We start from the raw sequence: 16,949 nt of genomic DNA, 5'->3' as shown, positions 1-16,949 counted from the left end.
ACATCCTTCAAGGATTCAATAATCGGAGTCATGCCTGATGAGTGAGCGCAAGGCACTGCTGATACTGCACGGCAAACAGGCCCTCAACGATGAGGTCCGCGCGGCGGTCGAGGCCAAGCGGGCCCAGGGCTGGGCGTTGTCGGTGCGGCTGACCTGGGAGGCGGGGGATGCCCGGCGCCTGGTGCATGAAGGGCTGGCCGCCGGCCACACGCGGCTGATTGCCGGGGGCGGTGATGGCACTTTGCGTGACATCGCCGAGGCCCTGGCCAATGCGCCAAATCCCGCCAGCCTGGTGCTGTTGCCTCTGGGCACGGCCAATGACTTTGCCCGGGCCGCCGGGGTGCCGCTGGAGCCGGCTGCCGCCCTGGAGTTGCTGGAGGTTGCCCCCCGGGCGGTGGATCTGGGGGAGGTGGGCGGGCAGATATTCCTCAACATGGCCACCGGCGGCTTCGGCAGTCAGGTGACCGCCAACACCTCGGAAGACCTGAAGAAAGTCCTTGGCGGCGCGGCTTATCTGTTTACCGGGCTGTCGCGCTTTGCCGAGCTGAGCGCGGCCTATGGCGAGTTGCAGGGGCCGGATTTCCACTGGCGCGGCGAACTCCTGGCCCTGGGCATTGGCAATGGCCGTCAGGCGGGGGGCGGGCATGAACTGTGTCCGGGTGCCCTGGCTGATGACGGTTTGCTGGATATCAGCATCCTGCCGGCCCCGCAGGAACTGGTGGGCACGTTGAAGAACCTGCTGGCCGGCGGCCTGGGGATCGACAACATGTTTGTCCGTGCGCGGCTGCCCTGGGTCGAGATCAAGGCTTCACGGGGGCTGGACATCAACCTCGATGGCGAGCCGCTGCAGGGCGACACCTTGCGCTTCAGCGCGCGTCCGGCGGCCTTGCAGGTGCATTTGCCGGTGGACTCGCCGTTGCTCGGCGGTACGCCTTAGGTCAGTCGTCGAGGCTGATGATGTGTTCGCGCACGGCGAACAGCACCAGGCCGGCGACGTCGAAGATCTGCAGGCGTTTCATGATCTGCGAACGGTGGGTTTCCACGGTCTTGATGCTCAGCCCCAGGCCCAGGGCGATCTCCCGGGTGGATTTGCCGCGCACGATCAGCCGCAGGATCTCCAGTTGGCGAGCGGTCAGGTTGTGATTGTCCACCGGCTGCGGCGTGTGTTTCTGGGCCCGGGTCAGGGCCTGGGTGATCACTGTGTGAGCGATGGCCGGGCTCAGGTAGCGTTCGTTGTTGCGCAGGGCTTCCAGGGCATGTTCCAGCTCGGTGGCGGTGGTGTCCTTGAGCAGGTAGCCGTGGGCGCCGGACTCCAGGGCCTGCATGATCAAGGCCGGATCGGTGTGCATCGACAGGATCAGGACCTTGCTTTGCGGGTGCAGCGCCTTGAGCCGGCGCAAGGCGTCGAGGCCGCCGATGCGCTTCATCGACAGGTCCAGCAAGATGATGTCCGGGCGCAGTTGCTCGACCAGTTCCAGCAGGTGCGCGCCGTCGTCGGCCTCGCCGATCACCGCGTATCCGGGAATGTCCATGACCAGGGCACGCACGCCAGCCCTGATGAGCGAGTGGTCATCCACCAAGAGTAAATTACAGGTCAATGGGAAACCTTATTCGTGCTGGCCCGTTCCAGAGTGCGGGGGGCCCAGGGAAAGAGTGCTTCGATCTGGGTGCCTTGGTCGGCTTCGCTGGTGACTTTCAGCAGGCCGCCCAGCTGGCTGATTCGTTCCTGCATCCCGGCCATGCCGCGCTGACCCTGGGCGCTCGGATCGCTGGCCGGGGCGAACCCCTGGCCGTCGTCGCTGATGAACAGCGAGAGGCCTTCGGGCAAGCGCTGTACGCGCACCAGCAGATTCTTGGCCCGGGCATGACGCAGCATGTTGGTCACGGCTTCCTGAGTGATGCGAAACGCCGCCACCGCCATCTCCTCGGGAATTCCCGTCAGGCGCTGGTGGCATTCAAGGCTCCAGTGCACCGAGGTGTTTTCCAGGGTCTTGAGCAGGTGGGCGCGCAGGCTGGCTTCCAGGCCCAGGCTGGTCAGTTGCCGGGGGTTGAGAATGGCGGACACGTCGCGGACCTTGGCCAGGGTCTCTTCCAGGGTGGTGGCGAGCACGGCGCAGGGTTGCTGCAAGTCGTCCGGCAGACGGCGCTTTAGCCAGTCGGTCTGCAACTTGGCCGCGGTCAGCAGTTGGCCAATGTCGTCGTGCAGTTCCCGGCTCAGGCGGTGGCGTTCATTCTCCTTGACCTTAAGCAGGCGCTCGGCCAGTTCCTGAGGCTGGAACCGGATGGACTTTCGCGAATAGCCGTATTGCATCCAGATGCAGGCCAGCGCCGCGATATTGACTGCCAGCAGGCTCATGGGCACGGGCCGGCCCAGGCTGTAGATCAGCACATTGCCCAGGCTTGAGCAGGAGCACAGCAACAGGCTGAACCAGCGCAGATGATCACGGGAGGGAGGCCAAGAGAAGAATGACTTGAGGCTGGCGTACATAGCGGATGGAGCCAATGAATGTTCGCTGCGAAGTGCCCGGTCAGGTATGGATGACGAGGCTTGTTTGAGAAACAGTGTTATTTGAATTGCCGGCTTCGATCAATGCAGTGTGTGGGTTTTGCAGAAGCCGCGTAGTGACTGTCGACATTGGAATCAAAGTGCCATTATCTGGGTCCGTTTATGCGCCGCATAATACCACCGAACATACCGTTGGTCGCGTTTATACACGCAGGTATATATGTCTTCAAAGTCAGGAATATTGGGCTCAGGCACGCTTGTGCCAGTTAGTCTGCGGGCCTTGGAGAGCCTATCGCCAATAGGAACTGTCGTTGAATTTGCGCGGGAAAATATGGATTGGAACAGTAAGTCCGGGCCCGGCATTAGTTGGTTTTTTTGCAACGATGCTGTCGTTCTTGAGTATGAAATATTCAATAACGACCTATTAGTTGTCCTTGGGCCCCAGGGTTCTATCGATGTTCTGTGTTAGCGATCGTAGATAGCGGCTTTATCGGCCATCGCTTGGCGCAAGTGCAATTTCAATGGCTGCAGGACGGGGAGGCGCAGGTGCAGTTCTGTGTCACTTGTTGGGTCAGTTCGCCGATCAGCATGAGCTGTTCGCTGTCGTCCAGATTGAGTTGGCCATTGTGCGGGTCGACCAGTTCCAGTTGCCAGGCCATCAGGGTCAGGCAGCTCCTCAAGGCATCGAGGATCGGGTCGTTGAGGTCCACCGGGTGCACGGTGCGTTTGAGCACGCCATGGATATGCAGGGCGAACTCGGCCAACGGGCTGATGGCGTGACGCGCTGCGATCTGGGCCAGGGACTGCAGGCTGGCGAGCAGGCAGTTGATGGCCTCTTCGTCGTTTCTGATCAGGTGCAGATGATTCAGGCAATCTTCCGATTTGGCCAGCAGGGCCTGGGCTTCGAGCAGGAACTCAGGCAGGGGTGGGGCGCATTCGTGGCTGTCCTTTAGCATGCTTATCTCCATGACTTCGTGTCCGATGAGGGGATAGGGCTCTGGCTGAAGGGGGTTAAGGTATGGTGCGCTTTTTCAAATTGTATATAGGATAATTCTGATTTTATTTCCGGGGTTGCAGCCGCCTGCGAGAGGCGATTTTCATCGTTTCCGAACGCTGCCCAAATACCGGCCACAGCCGTGCGGCGCATGGGCGCTGGGGCGTGATGGGCGAGGGGGTTTAGGCTTGAAAGGGTGCTGGGCCACCTTTCTGCGGTCACAAACAAAAGCCTGACTCCGTTCATGCAATGAGAATGGCGTCACATTAATGGCTATTGGATATCGCGAATATCAGGATGGTCCTGATTGTTGCTAGGGGAAACCCTTAGGCGCAGGAACTTCACGCCGTGATTAAGGTCGCGTCGTCGCAGACTGGTGTTGCTGAATTGACGGCCTCAGTAAAGCATGATGTTAATGTGACATCAATGGCTTTCATATGGCAATTTGCATGTGGGTCAAGATACGGCGCAGCCCGCCGATATCTGTCTTTAGTGAATTCATCAGAACAAGCCCAGGAGTCATTAATGGCCGGCATTCTCGACACGGTAGATCAACGCACACAGCTGGTGGGTGAGAATCGCCTGGAAATCCTCATGTTCCGCCTGGCCGGTCGGCAGTTGTTCGCCATCAACGTCTTCAAGGTTCAGGAAGTCCTGCAACTGCCCAAGCTGACCCTGATGCCCCAGCGTCACCCGTTTGTCTGCGGTGTGGTCAACCTGCGCGGCCAGACCCTGCCGGTGATCGACCTGTCTCAGGCCATCGGCATGCGCCCGCTGGTTCCGGGGCCCAACAGCACCATCATCGTCACCGAGTACAACCGCTCGGTGCAGGCGTTCCTGGTGGGTGGGGTGGACCGCATCGTCAACATGAACTGGGAAGCCATCATGCCGCCGCCCACCAGTGCCGGGCGCCAGCACTATCTGACGGCCATCAGCAAGGTTGACGAGCAACTGGTGGAGATCATCGACGTCGAGAAAGTCCTGGCCGAAATCGTCCCCTACAATGCCAAGGTTTCCCGGGACAAACTCGAAGATCCGGTGCTGGAGCGCGCGCGCGGTCGTGAAGTGCTGCTGGTGGACGACTCCAATGTGGCCCTCTCCCAGCTGCGCGATACCCTCGGCCAGCTCGGGGTGAAGATGCATATCGCCAGTGACGGCCTCAAGGCCCTGAACATGCTCAAGGCCTGGGCCGATACCGGGGTCGAGATGACCGACAAACTGCTGATGGTGTTCACCGATGCGGAAATGCCGGAAATGGACGGCTACCGCCTGACCACCGAAATTCGCAACGACCCCCGTCTGCGTGGGCTGTATGTGGTGCTGCACACCTCCTTGTCCGGCAGTTTCAACGAATCGATGGTCAAGAAGGTCGGTTGCGACAACTTCCTCTCCAAGTTCCAGCCGGACAAGCTGGTGGACGTGGTCCGTCAGCGCCTGATGCTGGACGAAGTCAGCGCCTGAACCCGGGCCGGTGTCGACAGCCGCTCTCCCTGTGCCTTTGTTTGCTCCGAGCGCTGGTATAGGGTGAGCTTTTTTGCTCACACAGGGAGCTGGACATGCGTCTTAGCGCGCTTTATCGATACCCGTTGAAATCCGCCCGGGGCGAAACCCTGCAACAGATCGGCCTGGACAAGCTCGGGCTGCAAGGGGATCGCCGTTGGATGCTGGTGGATGAAGCCAACGGGCGTTTTCTCACCCAGCGTGCGGTGGCGCGCATGAGTCAACTCTCGGCCTTGTACAACGACCAGGGCGGCCTGACCCTCAGTGCTGCCGGGTTTGCCAGCCTTGAAGTACCCCTGCCCGATGCCGCGGCGGCCTTGCGTGGGGTGACCATCTGGCAGGACAGCCTGCGGGTTCCCGATGCCGGGGATGAGGCGGCTGCCTGGGTCAGTGAGTTCGTCGGCAAGCCTACCCGCCTGGTGCAGGTGCCGCTGGAACGGGCGCGGAGCACCGCCGCCGGCTACGGCAGGGACGATGATCAAGTGGCGTTTGCCGACGGCTTTCCGCTGTTGCTGATTGGCCAGGCGTCCCTTGACGATCTGTCCAGCCGGGTCGGGCGGCCTCTGGAGATGCTGCGTTTTCGTCCCAATCTGGTGATCGAGGGCAGCCAGGCCTTTGCCGAGGACCAGTGGCGGCGCATACGGATTGGCGACCTCGAGTTTCGCGTGGTCAAGCCGTGCTCGCGCTGCATCCTGACCACCATCGACCCCCAGACCGGCGAGCGCAGCGCCGACCGCGAACCCCTGGCGACCTTGCAGAAGTACCGGGCCCAGGCCGACGGGGCGATGTTCGGGCAGAACCTGGTCAACGACGGCCCGGGTCGTCTGCAGGTGGGGATGCCGGTCACGGTGTTGGAATAACCTTTCGCCGGCCCCAAGAAAAATGCCCGTCTGTTGCGCAGACGGGCATTTTTTATCGGTGATAAAGCCGCAGCGGCTCGATCAGCCGCGGTACTCGCACAGATAAGCGGTGTCCACCGCGACTTTCAGCTGGAACTTGCTGTTGGCCGGTACGTTGAACTGGCTGCCGGCAGGGAAGGTTTCCCAATCGGCACTGTCGGGCAGGCGCACGGTCAGCGCGCCGGACACCACGTGCATGATTTCCCGCTGTGCCGTACCGAACTCGTATTCGCCCGGGGCCATGACGCCAATGGTGGCTGGGCCTTCGGCCGTGCCGAAGGCAATCGACTTGACGGTGCCGTCGAAGTACTCGTTGACTTTAAACATGGGCGATTCCTCAAGAAAGGGTCAAAAAGGCTGGCCAGTATGCACAAGGCCTCAAGGGCCGTCACCTGCCGCCATCAAGGAAGAATCAGGGGCAACAGGCGCGCGGTATTGCGCGCATCTTCCAGGGCCCGATGCTGTTGGCCGTTGAACTGCATGCCGGCCAGTTGCAGGGCCGCATTCAGGCCCAGAGGGCGCTCCAGGCGCCGGGCCTTGGCGAAGCGCTGCTTGAGGTTCATGTGCGGCACTTCATTCAACAGGCTGTGCAACTGCTGGTTGTGCCATTCCAGCTGCAACTGCTTGCGGTCGTAGTCGCCCCAGCTGGCCCAGCCCTCCAGGCGCGGCCGATGCTGGCCCAGCCAGCGCTCGAACAGGTTCCAGACCTCGCTCAGCGGTGCGGCGCTGTCGATGTTGGCCTGGGTGATATGGGTCAGTTCGCGACAGAACGGCGTCAGCCGAGGGCGCCGCAAGGGGCGGACGAAACGCTGGAAGTGGTCTTGTTCCCGGCCTTGGCGGTTGACCAGGGTGGCGCCGATTTCGATGATTTCCATCTCGCTCACCGGCCAGCCCCCTTCATCCGTCGTGGCTTCCAGATCTATTACCAGCCAGTGGGGCATCGCAAATTCCAGCCTTCAACATCCTGATGAGGCTTGAGCGTAGCCAAAGCTGCGGCATCCGCCTAGTGCTCCATTTCCGGGGCGCTGCCGAGCGCTTGCACCTCCAGAAGTATTTGCCGGTTCTTCACCTGATCCCCAAGGTTGACCTGAAGCCGGGTGATCACCCCATCGATTCCGGCCTTGAGCGGGTGTTCCATCTTCATCGCCTCCAGCACCAGCAGCAGTTGGCCCTTGCTGACGCGCATGCCCTCGGTGACCTGCACATCGACGATGGCCCCGTCCATGGGGGCCTTGACGGTGCCGCCATGGGCGTCCGACTGGCCCTGCACCGGCGCATGGCTCAGGTCCTGCAGGCGCAGGCTGGCGCTGGCGCTGCCCAGCCACAGCTCGCCATCCTGCAGACGGTAGGCGTAGTGGCGCCGGATGCCATTGACCTCCAGGCTGGCCCGGCGGCCATCGGCGGTGCAGATTCTCACCTCGTGCAGCACCTGCGCCTGCCTCACCTGCAACCGACCGGTTGCCGAGACGCTCAGTTGCAGCGACCACTGCTGCTCACCCAGGCCCAGGCGATAGAGCAGCGGCACACCGGCCTGATTGCGCCAGGCGCGAAGGGCCGCGCCGTGGTGGCTGGCGCTGTGCTGATAGAACAGTGCCGCGGCAATCGCCAGCTCCTCGTTGCCGGGCACCTGGGGTTGCAGGCTCGGGTCCTGCGCGAAGTGTTCGGCGATAAACGCGGTGCTGAACCGGCCGCTGGCGAACATTGGATGCCGGAGCAGACCGGCGAGCAGCCGGCGATTGCTCTCAAGTCCCAGCAGCACGCAGTCTTCGACTCCGCGCAAGAGCTTGCGCCGGGCTTCCTCGCGGGTGGCGCCGTGGGCGATCAGCTTGCCCAGCATCGGGTCGTAGAACGGGCTGATCCACTGGCCTTCCTGCAAACCATGGTCGGTGCGCAGCCCCGGCGCCGGCTCCCAGCGCAGGATCTGGCCGGTCTGCGGCAGGAAGTTCTGCGCCGGGTCCTCGGCGTACAGCCGTACTTCGATGGCGTGCCCCTTGAGCTGCACCTGCTCCTGGCTCAGGGGCAGCGGCTCGCCGGCGGCCACTTGCAGTTGCAGGGCCACCAGATCCAGGCCGGTCACCAGTTCGGTCACCGGATGCTCGACCTGCAAGCGGGTGTTCATTTCCAGGAAATAGAACCGGCCGCTTGCGTCCAGCAGGAACTCCACGGTGCCGGCCCCCACATAGTTCACCGCGCGCCCGGCCTTGAGCGCCGCCTCGCCCATGGCCCGCCGCAGTTCCTCGGTCATCACCGGGCAGGGGGCTTCCTCGATGACTTTCTGATGGCGGCGCTGGATCGAGCAATCCCGCTCTCCCAGGTAGATCAGATGACCGTGGTGATCGCCGAACACTTGCATTTCCACGTGCCGGGGCTCGATCAGCGCCTGTTCCAGAATCAGCTCGTCGCTGCCGAAGGCGTGCAGGGCTTCCGAGCGCGCAGTGCGGATCTGTTCCAGCAGATCCTCGTGCCGCTGCACCAGGCGCATGCCGCGCCCGCCACCGCCAGCGCTGGCCTTGATCATCAGCGGGTAACCGATGCGCTGGGCCTCGCGCTGCAGGGTCGCGTCAGCCTGGTCCTCGCCCTGATAGCCCTGGATACAGGGCACACCGGCTTCGAGCATGGCGATTTTCGAGCGGCGCTTGCTGCCCATCAACTCAATGGCGGCGGCGCTGGGGCCGATGAAGGTGATGCCGGCGGCGGCGCAGGCGGCGGCGAATTCGTGGTTTTCCGAGAGGAAGCCATAGCCCGGGTGGATGGCGTCGGCGCCGCTGCGACGGGCAGCGTCGAGGATCGCCTCGCTGTTGAGGTAGGACTGCTGCACCGGGGATGGGCCGATGTGCAGGGCTTCGTCGGCCATGTGCACGTGCAGGGACTCGGCGTCGGCGTCGCTGTACACGGCCACGGTGCGATAGCCCAGGGCCTGGGCGGTGCGCTGGATGCGGCAGGCGATTTCGCCGCGATTGGCGATCAGGATCTTGTTGAAGAGGGGCATACAGGCTCCCGGGAATCGGTGGGTGGGGCATTCGCCGGCGAACCGGCGTCTACCAGGCGCTCAACCGGCCCAGGCCGGTTGGCGTTTCTGCACGAAGGCCAGGGTGCCCTCGACGCCTTCTTCGCCCATGACTGCGTTGGCGAAGTCGCTGGCGGCCTGATCCAGCAACGGGCCCCGGGGCTGCTCGACACTGGCCAGCAGCAGGGCCTTGGTCGCCGCATTGGCCCCGGGAGCGCAGCGCAGCACCTGGGCCAGTTGCTGCTCAAGGCGTGCCTGCAGGGCCTGGGCATCGGGCTCGACAAAGTGCACCAGCCCCAGGCGCTGGGCCTCGGCACCGTCGAAGCGGGCGGCGGTCAAGGTCAGGCGCCGGGCCTGGGTCAGGCCGATGCGCTGCACCACGAACGGGGCAATCTGGGCCGGCAGCAGGCCCAGGCTGGTTTCCGGCATGCCGAACTGCGCCGATTGCTCGGTGATGGCGATGTCGCTGACACAGGCCAGGCCGAAGCCGCCTCCCAGCACCGCGCCTTGCAGCACGCAAACCAGTACCTGGGGCAGCTGTTGCGCCTCTTCCAGCAGGGCGCCGAAGGCCCGGTTCAAGTCCCGGTAGGCGCTGCTGCCGTGGGCTCGGGCGCCGGCCATGTCCTTGAGGTCGCCGCCGGCGCAGAAGTGCTCGCCAGCGCCACGCAGGACCAGGGCGCGGACGCTGCGCCGATCACGGACCGCGGCCATCACCGTGCGCAGTTCGGCGACCATCTGCAGGCTCATGGCGTTGCGGCTTTCCGGGCGGTTGAGGCGGATGAACAGCACGCCGTTGCGCGACTCCAGCAACAGCGTCTGGCAGGCAGGAAGCGGGCTCATTTCTTTTTCCCCGGCAGGATGCCCATGAGTTTGCAGATGATCCCCAGCATGATCTCGTCGGCACCACCGCCGATCGACACCAGGCGCACGTCGCGATAGGCCCGGGCCACCGGGTTGTCCCACATGAAGCCCATGCCGCCCCAGTACTGCAGGCAGCTGTCGCTGACCTCGCGGCCCAGGCGCCCGGCCTTGAGCTTGGCCATGGACGCCAGGCGGGTCACGTCCTGGCCGCGCACATACTGCTCGGTGGCCTGGTAGACCAGGGCCCGCAGGCACTCGATCTCGGTGGACAGTTCGGCCAGGCGGAAGTGGATCACCTGGTTGTCGATCAGCGGGCTGCCGAAGGTGCGGCGCTCCCTGCAGTATTCGATGGTGCTGTCGACGCAGTATTCCAGGCCCTTGATCATGTTCGCCGCGCCGAACAGCCGCTCCTCCTGGAACTGCAGCATCTGCATCATGAAACCCGCGCCTTCGTGGCCGATGCGGTTGCGCTGGGGCACCCGCACATTGTCGAAGAACACCTGGGCGGTTTCCGAGCTGCGCATGCCGAGTTTGTCCAGGTGCGAACTGAGGCTGATGCCCGGGGTGTTCATCGGCACCATGATCAGCGACTTGTTGACGTGGGGCTTGTCGTCCGAGGTGTTGGCCAGCAGACAGATGAAATCGGCGCTGGGGGAGTTGGTGATCCACATCTTGCTGCCGTTGATCACGTAGTCGTCACCGTCCTTGCGCGCATGGGTCTTGAGCCCGGCGACATCGGAGCCGGCGCCGACTTCGGAGACGCCGATGCAACCCACCTGCTCGCCGCTGATGGCCGGGCGCAGGAATTCGTCGCGCAGCTCATCGGAGCCGAAGCGCGCCAGGGCCGGGGTGCACATGTCGGTCTGCACGCCAATGGACATGGGAATGCCGCCGCAATGGATGGTGCCGAACTCCTCGGCGGCGACGATGGAGTAGCTGTAGTCCAGGCCCATGCCGCCGAATTTTTCCGGCTTGGAGATGCCCAGCAGCCCCAGCTCGCCGGCCTTGCGGAAAATCTCGTGGATGGGAAAGCGCCCGGCTTTCTCCCATTCCTCGACATGGGGATTGATCTCGCGGTCGACAAAATGGCGCACCGTGCGCCGCAGCTCTTCGTGTTCCTGGGTGAAGATCATCGTTGTTCTCCTCAAGTGGGGTCAGACCGCGAAATGCCCTATCAAAACCGTGCCACACCGAAACTGTTGGGCTGCAAGGGGCGGGCGTCCGCCTCATGGCAGATATCCAGCAGGTAGCCCAGCAGGGTGCGGGTATCCCGCGGGTCGATCAGCCCGTCGTCCCACAGGTTGGCGCTGCCATACAAGGCGGTGGACTGGCTGTCGAGCTTCTGCGCGGTGACCTGCTCCAGCATGTCGAGCATCTTCGGGTCGGCTTCCTGGCCGTTCTTCGCCTGCTTGGCCTCGGTGACGATGCGCAGCACCTTGCCGGCCTGGGCGCCGCCCATCACCGCCGTGCGGCTGTTGGGCCAGGCGAAGATGAAGCGCGGGTCCAGGCCGCGGCCGCACATGGCGTAGTTGCCGGCGCCGTAGGAGCCGCCGACGACGATGGTCAGTTTTGGCACCCGGGCATTGGCCACCGCCTGGATCATCTTCGCCCCGTGCTTGATCACCCCTTGCTGTTCGGATTCGGTGCCCACCATGAACCCGGTGGTGTTGTGGAAGAACAGCAGCGGCGTGCGGCTCTGGTCGCACAGCTGGATGAACTGCGCGGCCTTGCTCGCGCCCTGGGGCGTGATCGGGCCGTTGTTGCCGATAAAGCCGCAGGCCCGGCCCTGGATCTGCAAATGGCCGCACAGGGTCTGGGCATCGAACTCGCCCTTGAACTCCAGGAACTGCGAGCCGTCCGCCAGGCGGGCGACGATTTCCCGGGCGTCGTAGGGCTTTTTCGGGTCAGAGGGAATCAGCCCCAGCAATTCGTCGATGGGGTACAGCGGCTCGCTCCAGGTCCGCGCCGGCTGCACCGGCAATTGGGCATTCCACGGCAGCAGGCTGACGATCTCGCGGACGATGCGGATGCCATCGGCATCGTTCTGCGCCAGGTACTCGGCGGTGCCGGCGACCTGGGCGTGCATCTCGGCGCCCCCCAGTTCTTCATCGGTGGCCACTTCACCGGTGGCGGCCTTGAGCAGCGGCGGCCCGGCGAGAAACAGCTTGGCCTTGCCGCGCACCACCACCACGTAATCCGAGAGCCCGGGCTGATAGGCGCCGCCGGCGGTGGCCGAGCCGTGGACCACGGTGATCTGCGGCAGGCCCATGGCCGACATCCGTGCCTGATTGGCGAAACTGCGCGCGCCTTCGACGAAGATTTCCGCGGCGTAGTTGAGGTTGGCGCCCCCGCTTTCCGCCAGGGTCACCACCGGCAGCTTGTTCTCCATGGCGATCTGTTGCAGGCGCAGGGACTTCTTCAGGCCGCTGGGGGAAATGGTCCCGCCCTTGATTGCACTGTTGTTGGCCACCACCAGCATGCGCACCCCGCACACATAGCCGATACCGGCGATCAGCCCGCCGCCGGCCTGGCTGCCGTCCTTGTCATCGTGCAGCTTGTAACCGGCCAGGCTGGCCAGTTCGAGAAAGGGCGCCCCCGGGTCCAGCAGCAGGTTGAGGCGCTCGCGGGGCAGCAACTGGCCGCGCTGGTCGAACCTGGCCTTGGCCTCGGCCGCCTTGTTCAGCAGGTCCTGCTGCAACTGCTGCACCTGTTGCAAGCCCTTCAGCATCGCTTCGCGGTTCTCGGCGAACGACGGGCTGTGGGGATCGAGCTGGGACTGGATCACCGGCATGAGTTATTCCTCGCCCTTGAGCACATCGGGCAGGTAGGCCCGGTGAAAACCGTTGTACGACTCACTGTTGCGCGCCTTGCTCAAGGGCCAGGCACGGCTGCCGAGGCTGGCGGCACCGTCGATGCGCAGGGTGCTGCCGCTGATAAAGGCCGCGCCGGGGCTGAGCAGAAAGACAATGGCCGCGCTGACTTCCGACTCCGTGCCAATGCGCTTGAGCGGCACGTGCTCGCGTAGGGTCGGAATCACCGCCTTGAACGCGCCTTCGTAAGTGTCCATGCCGCTGGAGGCGACCCAGCCCGGGGCCACCGCATTGACCCGAACCCCGGCATGGCCCCATTCGAAGGCTGCGGTCTTGGTGAAGTTGTCCATCCCCGAGCGCGCCGCGCCGGAGTGGCCCATGCCCGGCATGCCGCCCCACATGTCGGCGAGCATGTTGACGATGCTCCCGCCGTGGCGGCTCATGGACTGGTTGAACACTTCCCGGGCCATGAGGAAACCGCCCACCAGATTGGTGCGCAGCACGGTCTCGAAGCCCTTCTGATTGATCGACGCCAGCGGCGCCGGGTATTGGCCGCCGGCATTGTTCACCAGGCCGTGGATCGGACCAAAGCGCTCGACCCACTGCCCTACCAGGGCCTTGACCGCGTCCTCGTCGCGAATGTCACAGGCCTGCCAGTGGGCCTGGCCGCCGTCCTCGGCAATCTCCCCGGCAACCTGCTGCAGTTTCTCCGCCTTGCGTCCCACCAGCAGCACCCGGGCACCCAGGGCCGCCAGTTCATGGGCGGTGCAGCGGCCGATACCGCTGCCGCCGCCGGTGACGATGACGGTCTGGCCGGCAAACAATCGGTCTTTGAAAATCGAGTCGTACACCACGGCCACTCCTTTAATTGACGGCGTCGGCGATGCGCTGCGGCACCGGGATCTGGATCTCCAGCAACTGCTGGGCGAAGGCCTTGCCTTGCGGGTCGATGCGCAGGCTGGCGACACCGCCGCCGCCCAGGGCGTTTTCCAGCAGGAAGTTGAGGCTGTGAGTGCCCGGCAGGTACCAGCGCTGCACGCGGCCATGGACCGGGTCCAGCACGTGCCCCATCCAGTCCGCCAGCACTTGCGGGCTCAGGGCTTCGGCGATCCACGGCAGGTAGTCGGGATCGCGCGCCATGACCCCGATGTTGCTGTGATTGCCCTTGTCGCCGGAGCGCGCCACCGCCAGCTTGACCAGGGGCACGCTGGCATCGGCCCGTCCCCGGGGCACGGGCAGGGCATGGGCGACGGGCAGGGCGCCGGGGTCCAGAGGTTCGGTGCGGGGCAGGGCACAGGGATACTGCTGGCCGGCAAAGTCGATGTGCAGCTGGCAGGCGTCCTTGTCCAGCAGGAACGAGAACAGTCGGATGACCGGATAGACCGTGGGCCGGCCGCCGACAATTCCGGTCAGGCCCGGGGCCATGCCGGTGGCGGCCTGGGCGATTTCCCGGGAGAACAGCACCAGCGCCGCCTTGTGCGGGTGACGCACCGCCAGCTTGATCACCACTTCGCGGCTGTCCTGGCGGCGGCCGTGGGGACCGTAGGTGGCTTCGCTGCCCAGCAGCTCGATATTGACTTCGCTGTAGTCCGGCCAGCCGCGCTGGGCAAACATCTCGCGGGTCTTGTCGATGATCGCCTGGCTGACCCGGCGCGCCTTGGCCACCGCATCGATCCCGGCCATCAGGCAACTGGCGGTGCAGCGGAAGCCGTCCGGGTAGGTGGCGCTGACCTTGTACTGATGGCTGGGGGGCAGGCCCTTGGCTCCCTGCACCGCCACGGCATTCGGCGCTTGCTGATGCAGTTGCACCTCGGAGAAGTCGCACACCACATCCGGAAGCAGGTAAGCCTGTGGATTGCCGATTTCGTACAGCAGTTGTTCGCCAACCGTCAGCGGGCTGATCAGTCCGCCGCTGCCCGGCGCCTTGCTGACCACGAACCGGCCGTCGGCGCCGACTTCCACGATGGGAAAGCCGATGTGCTCGTAGTCCGGCACGTCGCGCCAATCGGTGAAGTTGCCGCCGGTGCATTGGGCGCCGCATTCGATGATGTGTCCGGCCAGGGCGGCCTGGGCCAGGCGGTCGTAGTCCTGCCACGACCAGTTGAATTCGTGGACCAGGGCCGCACTGACCACCGCGCTGTCGACGCCGCGCCCGGTGATCACGATATCCGCCCCCAGGCCCAGGGCCTCGACGATGCCCGGGGCGCCAAGGTAGGCATTGATGGAGACACACATCGGCGGCAGGGGCGCGCCGCTGAACATCTCCTTGATCCCGGCGCCGGCCAGTTGCTTGAACTGTGGCTGCAGGTCATCGCCCAGCAGCACGGCGATCTTCAGCGGCACCCCGGCCTGCTCGCAGGCGGCGCGCAAGGCCTGGGCGCAGGCGTGGGGATTGACCCCGCCGGCATTGCTGATGACGCGGATCTTCTGTGCATGGATCGAGCCCAGCAACGGCGTGAGCACCTCGACGAAGTCCGTGGCGTAACCGGCGTTCGGGTCCTTCATGCGTGCCCCGGCCATGATCGACAGCGTGATCTCGGCCAGGTAGTCGAACACCAGGTAGTCCAGGCGTGCGCCTTGCACCAGTTGCGCGGCGGCACTGCTGGTGTCGCCCCAGAAGGCGCTGGCGCAGCCGATTCGTACAGTCTTGGTCATGGCAGGGCTCTCGGAAAAAGAACTGCGAGGAGGCTACCAAGCAAGCGCTTGGTTTGTAAATGGGCCGATGGATTCTTCTGCCCAAGCGCTTGCTTGGTGATCCCGGGGGGCTTAAATTGCGCGCGCTACAGCCGGTTTCAGGCTGGGCTCTTGATGAAGTGACGCTAGGAGAACACCGGTGGACGAGCAAAAAGCCTTGCAGGTGGTACGCGAGCTGATTGCCAGCGGGCAAGTGACCGATCCCGACAGTGCCCGGGGCAAACTGTTGCAGACCGCCGCCCATCTGTTTCGCAACAAGGGCTACGAACGCACCACGGTGCGCGACCTGGCCAGCGCGGTGGGCATCCAGTCCGGCAGCATCTTTCACCACTTCAAGAGCAAGGACGACATCCTGCGGGCGGTGATGCAGGAAACCATCCACTACAACACCGCCCTGATGCGCGCCGAGCTGGCCGAGGCCGGCAGCGTGCGTGAGCGGGTGCTGGCGCTGATCCGCTGCGAACTGCAATCGATCATGGGTGGCAGCGGTGAGGCCATGGCGGTGCTGGTGTACGAATGGCGTTCGCTTTCCGCACAAGGTCAGGCCGAGGTGCTGGCCCTGCGCGACATCTATGAACAGATCTGGCTCCAGGTGCTGGGTGAGGCCAAGGCCGCCGGGTTTATCAAGGGCGACGTGTTCATCACCCGGCGCTTTCTCACGGGCGCCTTGTCCTGGACCACCACCTGGTTTCGTGCCCAGGGCAGCATGACCCTGGAGCAGTTGGCCGAGGAGGCCCTGCTGCTGGTGCTCAAGGATCATTCGGACGCCGACTGATTCAGCAGTGCAACATTGTCGAAGAGCCTTAAAGCGCCTAGCTTTAGAGCATCATTTTTCTTTTGTCCGAGGTAGGTTGCCTTGATGTCCTTGCCGCTGCGATCAGCCTTGCGAATGCTCCTGCTGGCACTGGCAACCCTTTGGGTCTGCCCGGTCTCCTCGGCGCAACTGGTGCGGGTCGCGGCAGCGCATTTTCCGCCCTATACCGTCCGTCCCGAAACCGGCGCCGACACCGGCTTGCTGCCGCAACTGGTGGAGGCCCTGAACCAGTCCCAGAGCAAGTACCAGTTCGTCCTGGTGCCGACCTCGATTCCCCGGCGTTTCCGCGATTTCGAACAAGGCCGGGTCGACCTGGCGATCTTCGAGAACCCGGCCTGGGGCTGGAAGGACATTGACCACACCAGTGTCGACATGGGCCTTGAGGATGCGGAGATCTTCGTCGCCCAGCGCCAGCCCAATCGCGGCCAGGAATATTTCGCCGACCTCAAGGGCAAGCGCCTGGCGCTATTCAGCGGCTATCACTACGCCTTTGCCCAGTTCAACGCCGACCCCAAGTACCTGGCCGACACCTTCAACGCCACGCTCACCTATTCCCACGACAGCAACCTGCTGATGGTTCTGCGGGGCAGGGCGGACATTGCCCTGGTGACCCGCTCCTACCTCAGCGATTTCCTGGCCCGCAATGCCGAGGACAACGTCCAGTTTCTGGTGTCCCAGCGCATCGATCAGGTCTACCACCACTACAGCCTGATCCGCCCTCAAGCACCGATCAGCGCCGAGGACTTTGCCGGGCTGCTGCAAAAACTGCGGGACAACGGCCAGATGCGCAAAATCTTCGATCCCTACCGCATCGTCGTGATGCCTGTGCCCCACGCCTGAGCCCAGGGAGCCGCCCGGCTCCCC

16 protein-coding genes are annotated in these 16,949 nt (G+C 64.1%); 5 read left to right on the top strand and 11 right to left on the bottom strand.

What is annotated here, in order from left to right:
* Window positions 1–37 precede the first annotated feature (37 nt).
* On the top strand, window positions 38–937 hold the full coding sequence (gene yegS, locus PST29_RS20905; protein ID WP_060840382.1) for a lipid kinase YegS: 900 nt from the start codon (window positions 38–40) through the stop codon (window positions 935–937).
* A gap of 1 nt (window position 938) precedes the next feature.
* Here yegS and PST29_RS20900 read toward each other — a convergent pair whose 3' ends face one another.
* From PST29_RS20900 to PST29_RS20890, 3 genes are all read right to left on the bottom strand, one after another.
* Entirely contained in the window at window positions 939–1,598 is a 660-nt protein-coding gene (locus tag PST29_RS20900; protein WP_060840381.1) for a response regulator transcription factor, read from the bottom strand.
* Window positions 1,595–2,488 (bottom strand): sensor histidine kinase, encoded by an 894-nt coding sequence (locus tag PST29_RS20895; RefSeq protein ID WP_060844265.1) that lies wholly within the window; start codon window positions 2,486–2,488, stop codon window positions 1,595–1,597. The genes PST29_RS20900 and PST29_RS20895 overlap by 4 nt, the downstream gene beginning before the upstream one ends.
* Before the next feature lie 536 nt (window positions 2,489–3,024).
* Window positions 3,025–3,462 carry a hypothetical protein gene (locus PST29_RS20890; protein ID WP_060844264.1) on the bottom strand — a complete coding sequence of 146 codons (438 nt, stop codon included), beginning with the start codon at window positions 3,460–3,462 and terminating at the stop codon, window positions 3,025–3,027.
* 563 nt (window positions 3,463–4,025) lie between these two features.
* On the opposite strand from PST29_RS20890, the gene PST29_RS20885 reads away from it, so the two are divergent.
* A complete protein-coding gene (locus tag PST29_RS20885; RefSeq protein WP_060840378.1) occupies window positions 4,026–4,961 on the top strand; it encodes a chemotaxis protein CheV in 936 nt (311 codons plus the stop codon).
* A gap of 95 nt (window positions 4,962–5,056) precedes the next feature.
* Window positions 5,057–5,860 carry an MOSC domain-containing protein gene (locus PST29_RS20880; RefSeq protein ID WP_060844263.1) on the top strand — a complete coding sequence of 268 codons (804 nt, stop codon included), beginning with the start codon at window positions 5,057–5,059 and terminating at the stop codon, window positions 5,858–5,860.
* Between the two features lie 81 nt (window positions 5,861–5,941).
* Here PST29_RS20880 and ppnP read toward each other — a convergent pair whose 3' ends face one another.
* From ppnP to PST29_RS20840, 8 genes are all read right to left on the bottom strand, one after another.
* Window positions 5,942–6,226, bottom strand: a complete 285-nt coding sequence (ppnP, locus tag PST29_RS20875) for a pyrimidine/purine nucleoside phosphorylase (RefSeq protein WP_011062476.1) — start codon at window positions 6,224–6,226, stop codon at window positions 5,942–5,944.
* Window positions 6,227–6,300: 74 nt separating this feature from the next.
* Entirely contained in the window at window positions 6,301–6,840 is a 540-nt protein-coding gene (locus PST29_RS20870; protein WP_047305507.1) for an exonuclease domain-containing protein, read from the bottom strand.
* A gap of 62 nt (window positions 6,841–6,902) precedes the next feature.
* Window positions 6,903–8,888 (bottom strand): acetyl/propionyl/methylcrotonyl-CoA carboxylase subunit alpha, encoded by a 1,986-nt coding sequence (locus tag PST29_RS20865; protein WP_060844262.1) that lies wholly within the window; start codon window positions 8,886–8,888, stop codon window positions 6,903–6,905.
* Between the two features lie 60 nt (window positions 8,889–8,948).
* A complete protein-coding gene (locus PST29_RS20860; RefSeq protein WP_060840375.1) occupies window positions 8,949–9,746 on the bottom strand; it encodes an enoyl-CoA hydratase/isomerase family protein in 798 nt (265 codons plus the stop codon).
* The gene (atuD, locus tag PST29_RS20855) at window positions 9,743–10,900 is read right to left on the bottom strand and encodes a citronellyl-CoA dehydrogenase (RefSeq protein WP_060840374.1); all 1,158 of its coding nucleotides are present in this window, start codon (window positions 10,898–10,900) and stop codon (window positions 9,743–9,745) included. Before atuD ends, PST29_RS20860 begins: the two co-directional genes overlap by 4 nt.
* Window positions 10,901–10,941: 41 nt before the next feature.
* Window positions 10,942–12,558, bottom strand: a complete 1,617-nt coding sequence (gene atuC / locus PST29_RS20850; RefSeq protein WP_060844261.1) for a geranyl-CoA carboxylase subunit beta — start codon at window positions 12,556–12,558, stop codon at window positions 10,942–10,944.
* A gap of 3 nt (window positions 12,559–12,561) precedes the next feature.
* Window positions 12,562–13,431 carry an SDR family oxidoreductase gene (locus PST29_RS20845; RefSeq protein WP_060844260.1) on the bottom strand — a complete coding sequence of 290 codons (870 nt, stop codon included), beginning with the start codon at window positions 13,429–13,431 and terminating at the stop codon, window positions 12,562–12,564.
* Between the two features lie 10 nt (window positions 13,432–13,441).
* Window positions 13,442–15,232, bottom strand: coding sequence for an acyclic terpene utilization AtuA family protein (locus tag PST29_RS20840; RefSeq protein ID WP_060844259.1), 1,791 nt, complete (start codon window positions 15,230–15,232; stop codon window positions 13,442–13,444).
* A 178-nt stretch (window positions 15,233–15,410) separates the two neighbouring features.
* Between PST29_RS20840 and PST29_RS20835 the strand changes: the two genes are divergently transcribed.
* Together PST29_RS20835 and PST29_RS20830 are read left to right on the top strand one after the other, a co-directional pair.
* Window positions 15,411–16,046 (top strand): TetR/AcrR family transcriptional regulator, encoded by a 636-nt coding sequence (locus PST29_RS20835; protein ID WP_060840370.1) that lies wholly within the window; start codon window positions 15,411–15,413, stop codon window positions 16,044–16,046.
* 84 nt (window positions 16,047–16,130) lie between these two features.
* Complete coding sequence (locus PST29_RS20830; RefSeq protein ID WP_060840369.1) at window positions 16,131–16,925, top strand: substrate-binding periplasmic protein; 795 nt, start codon at window positions 16,131–16,133, stop codon at window positions 16,923–16,925.
* The last annotated feature ends 24 nt before the right edge of the window (window positions 16,926–16,949 follow it).

The sequence above is a fragment of the Pseudomonas sp. St29 genome (genome assembly GCF_001547915.1).
Lineage (GTDB): Bacteria > Pseudomonadota > Gammaproteobacteria > Pseudomonadales > Pseudomonadaceae > Aquipseudomonas.
The sequence above is the reverse complement of the archived record's forward strand: the minus strand, read 5'-3'. Positions and strand labels throughout refer to the sequence as shown.

What these genes read in the sequence shown, in the direction of transcription:
- atuC (WP_060844261.1), bottom strand. Translation starts at nt 12,558, where the DNA reads ATGCCGGTGATCCAGTCCCAGCTCGATCCCCACAGCCCGTCGTTCGCC.
- PST29_RS20840 (WP_060844259.1), bottom strand. Translation starts at nt 15,232, where the DNA reads ATGACCAAGACTGTACGAATCGGCTGCGCCAGCGCCTTCTGGGGCGAC.
- PST29_RS20865 (WP_060844262.1), bottom strand. Translation starts at nt 8,888, where the DNA reads ATGCCCCTCTTCAACAAGATCCTGATCGCCAATCGCGGCGAAATCGCC.
- PST29_RS20885 (WP_060840378.1), top strand. Translation starts at nt 4,026, where the DNA reads ATGGCCGGCATTCTCGACACGGTAGATCAACGCACACAGCTGGTGGGT.
- ppnP (WP_011062476.1), bottom strand. Translation starts at nt 6,226, where the DNA reads ATGTTTAAAGTCAACGAGTACTTCGACGGCACCGTCAAGTCGATTGCC.
- PST29_RS20880 (WP_060844263.1), top strand. Translation starts at nt 5,057, where the DNA reads ATGCGTCTTAGCGCGCTTTATCGATACCCGTTGAAATCCGCCCGGGGC.
- PST29_RS20895 (WP_060844265.1), bottom strand. Translation starts at nt 2,488, where the DNA reads ATGTACGCCAGCCTCAAGTCATTCTTCTCTTGGCCTCCCTCCCGTGAT.
- PST29_RS20830 (WP_060840369.1), top strand. Translation starts at nt 16,131, where the DNA reads ATGTCCTTGCCGCTGCGATCAGCCTTGCGAATGCTCCTGCTGGCACTG.
- PST29_RS20870 (WP_047305507.1), bottom strand. Translation starts at nt 6,840, where the DNA reads ATGCCCCACTGGCTGGTAATAGATCTGGAAGCCACGACGGATGAAGGG.
- PST29_RS20860 (WP_060840375.1), bottom strand. Translation starts at nt 9,746, where the DNA reads ATGAGCCCGCTTCCTGCCTGCCAGACGCTGTTGCTGGAGTCGCGCAAC.
- PST29_RS20890 (WP_060844264.1), bottom strand. Translation starts at nt 3,462, where the DNA reads ATGCTAAAGGACAGCCACGAATGCGCCCCACCCCTGCCTGAGTTCCTG.
- yegS (WP_060840382.1), top strand. Translation starts at nt 38, where the DNA reads ATGAGTGAGCGCAAGGCACTGCTGATACTGCACGGCAAACAGGCCCTC.
- atuD (WP_060840374.1), bottom strand. Translation starts at nt 10,900, where the DNA reads ATGATCTTCACCCAGGAACACGAAGAGCTGCGGCGCACGGTGCGCCAT.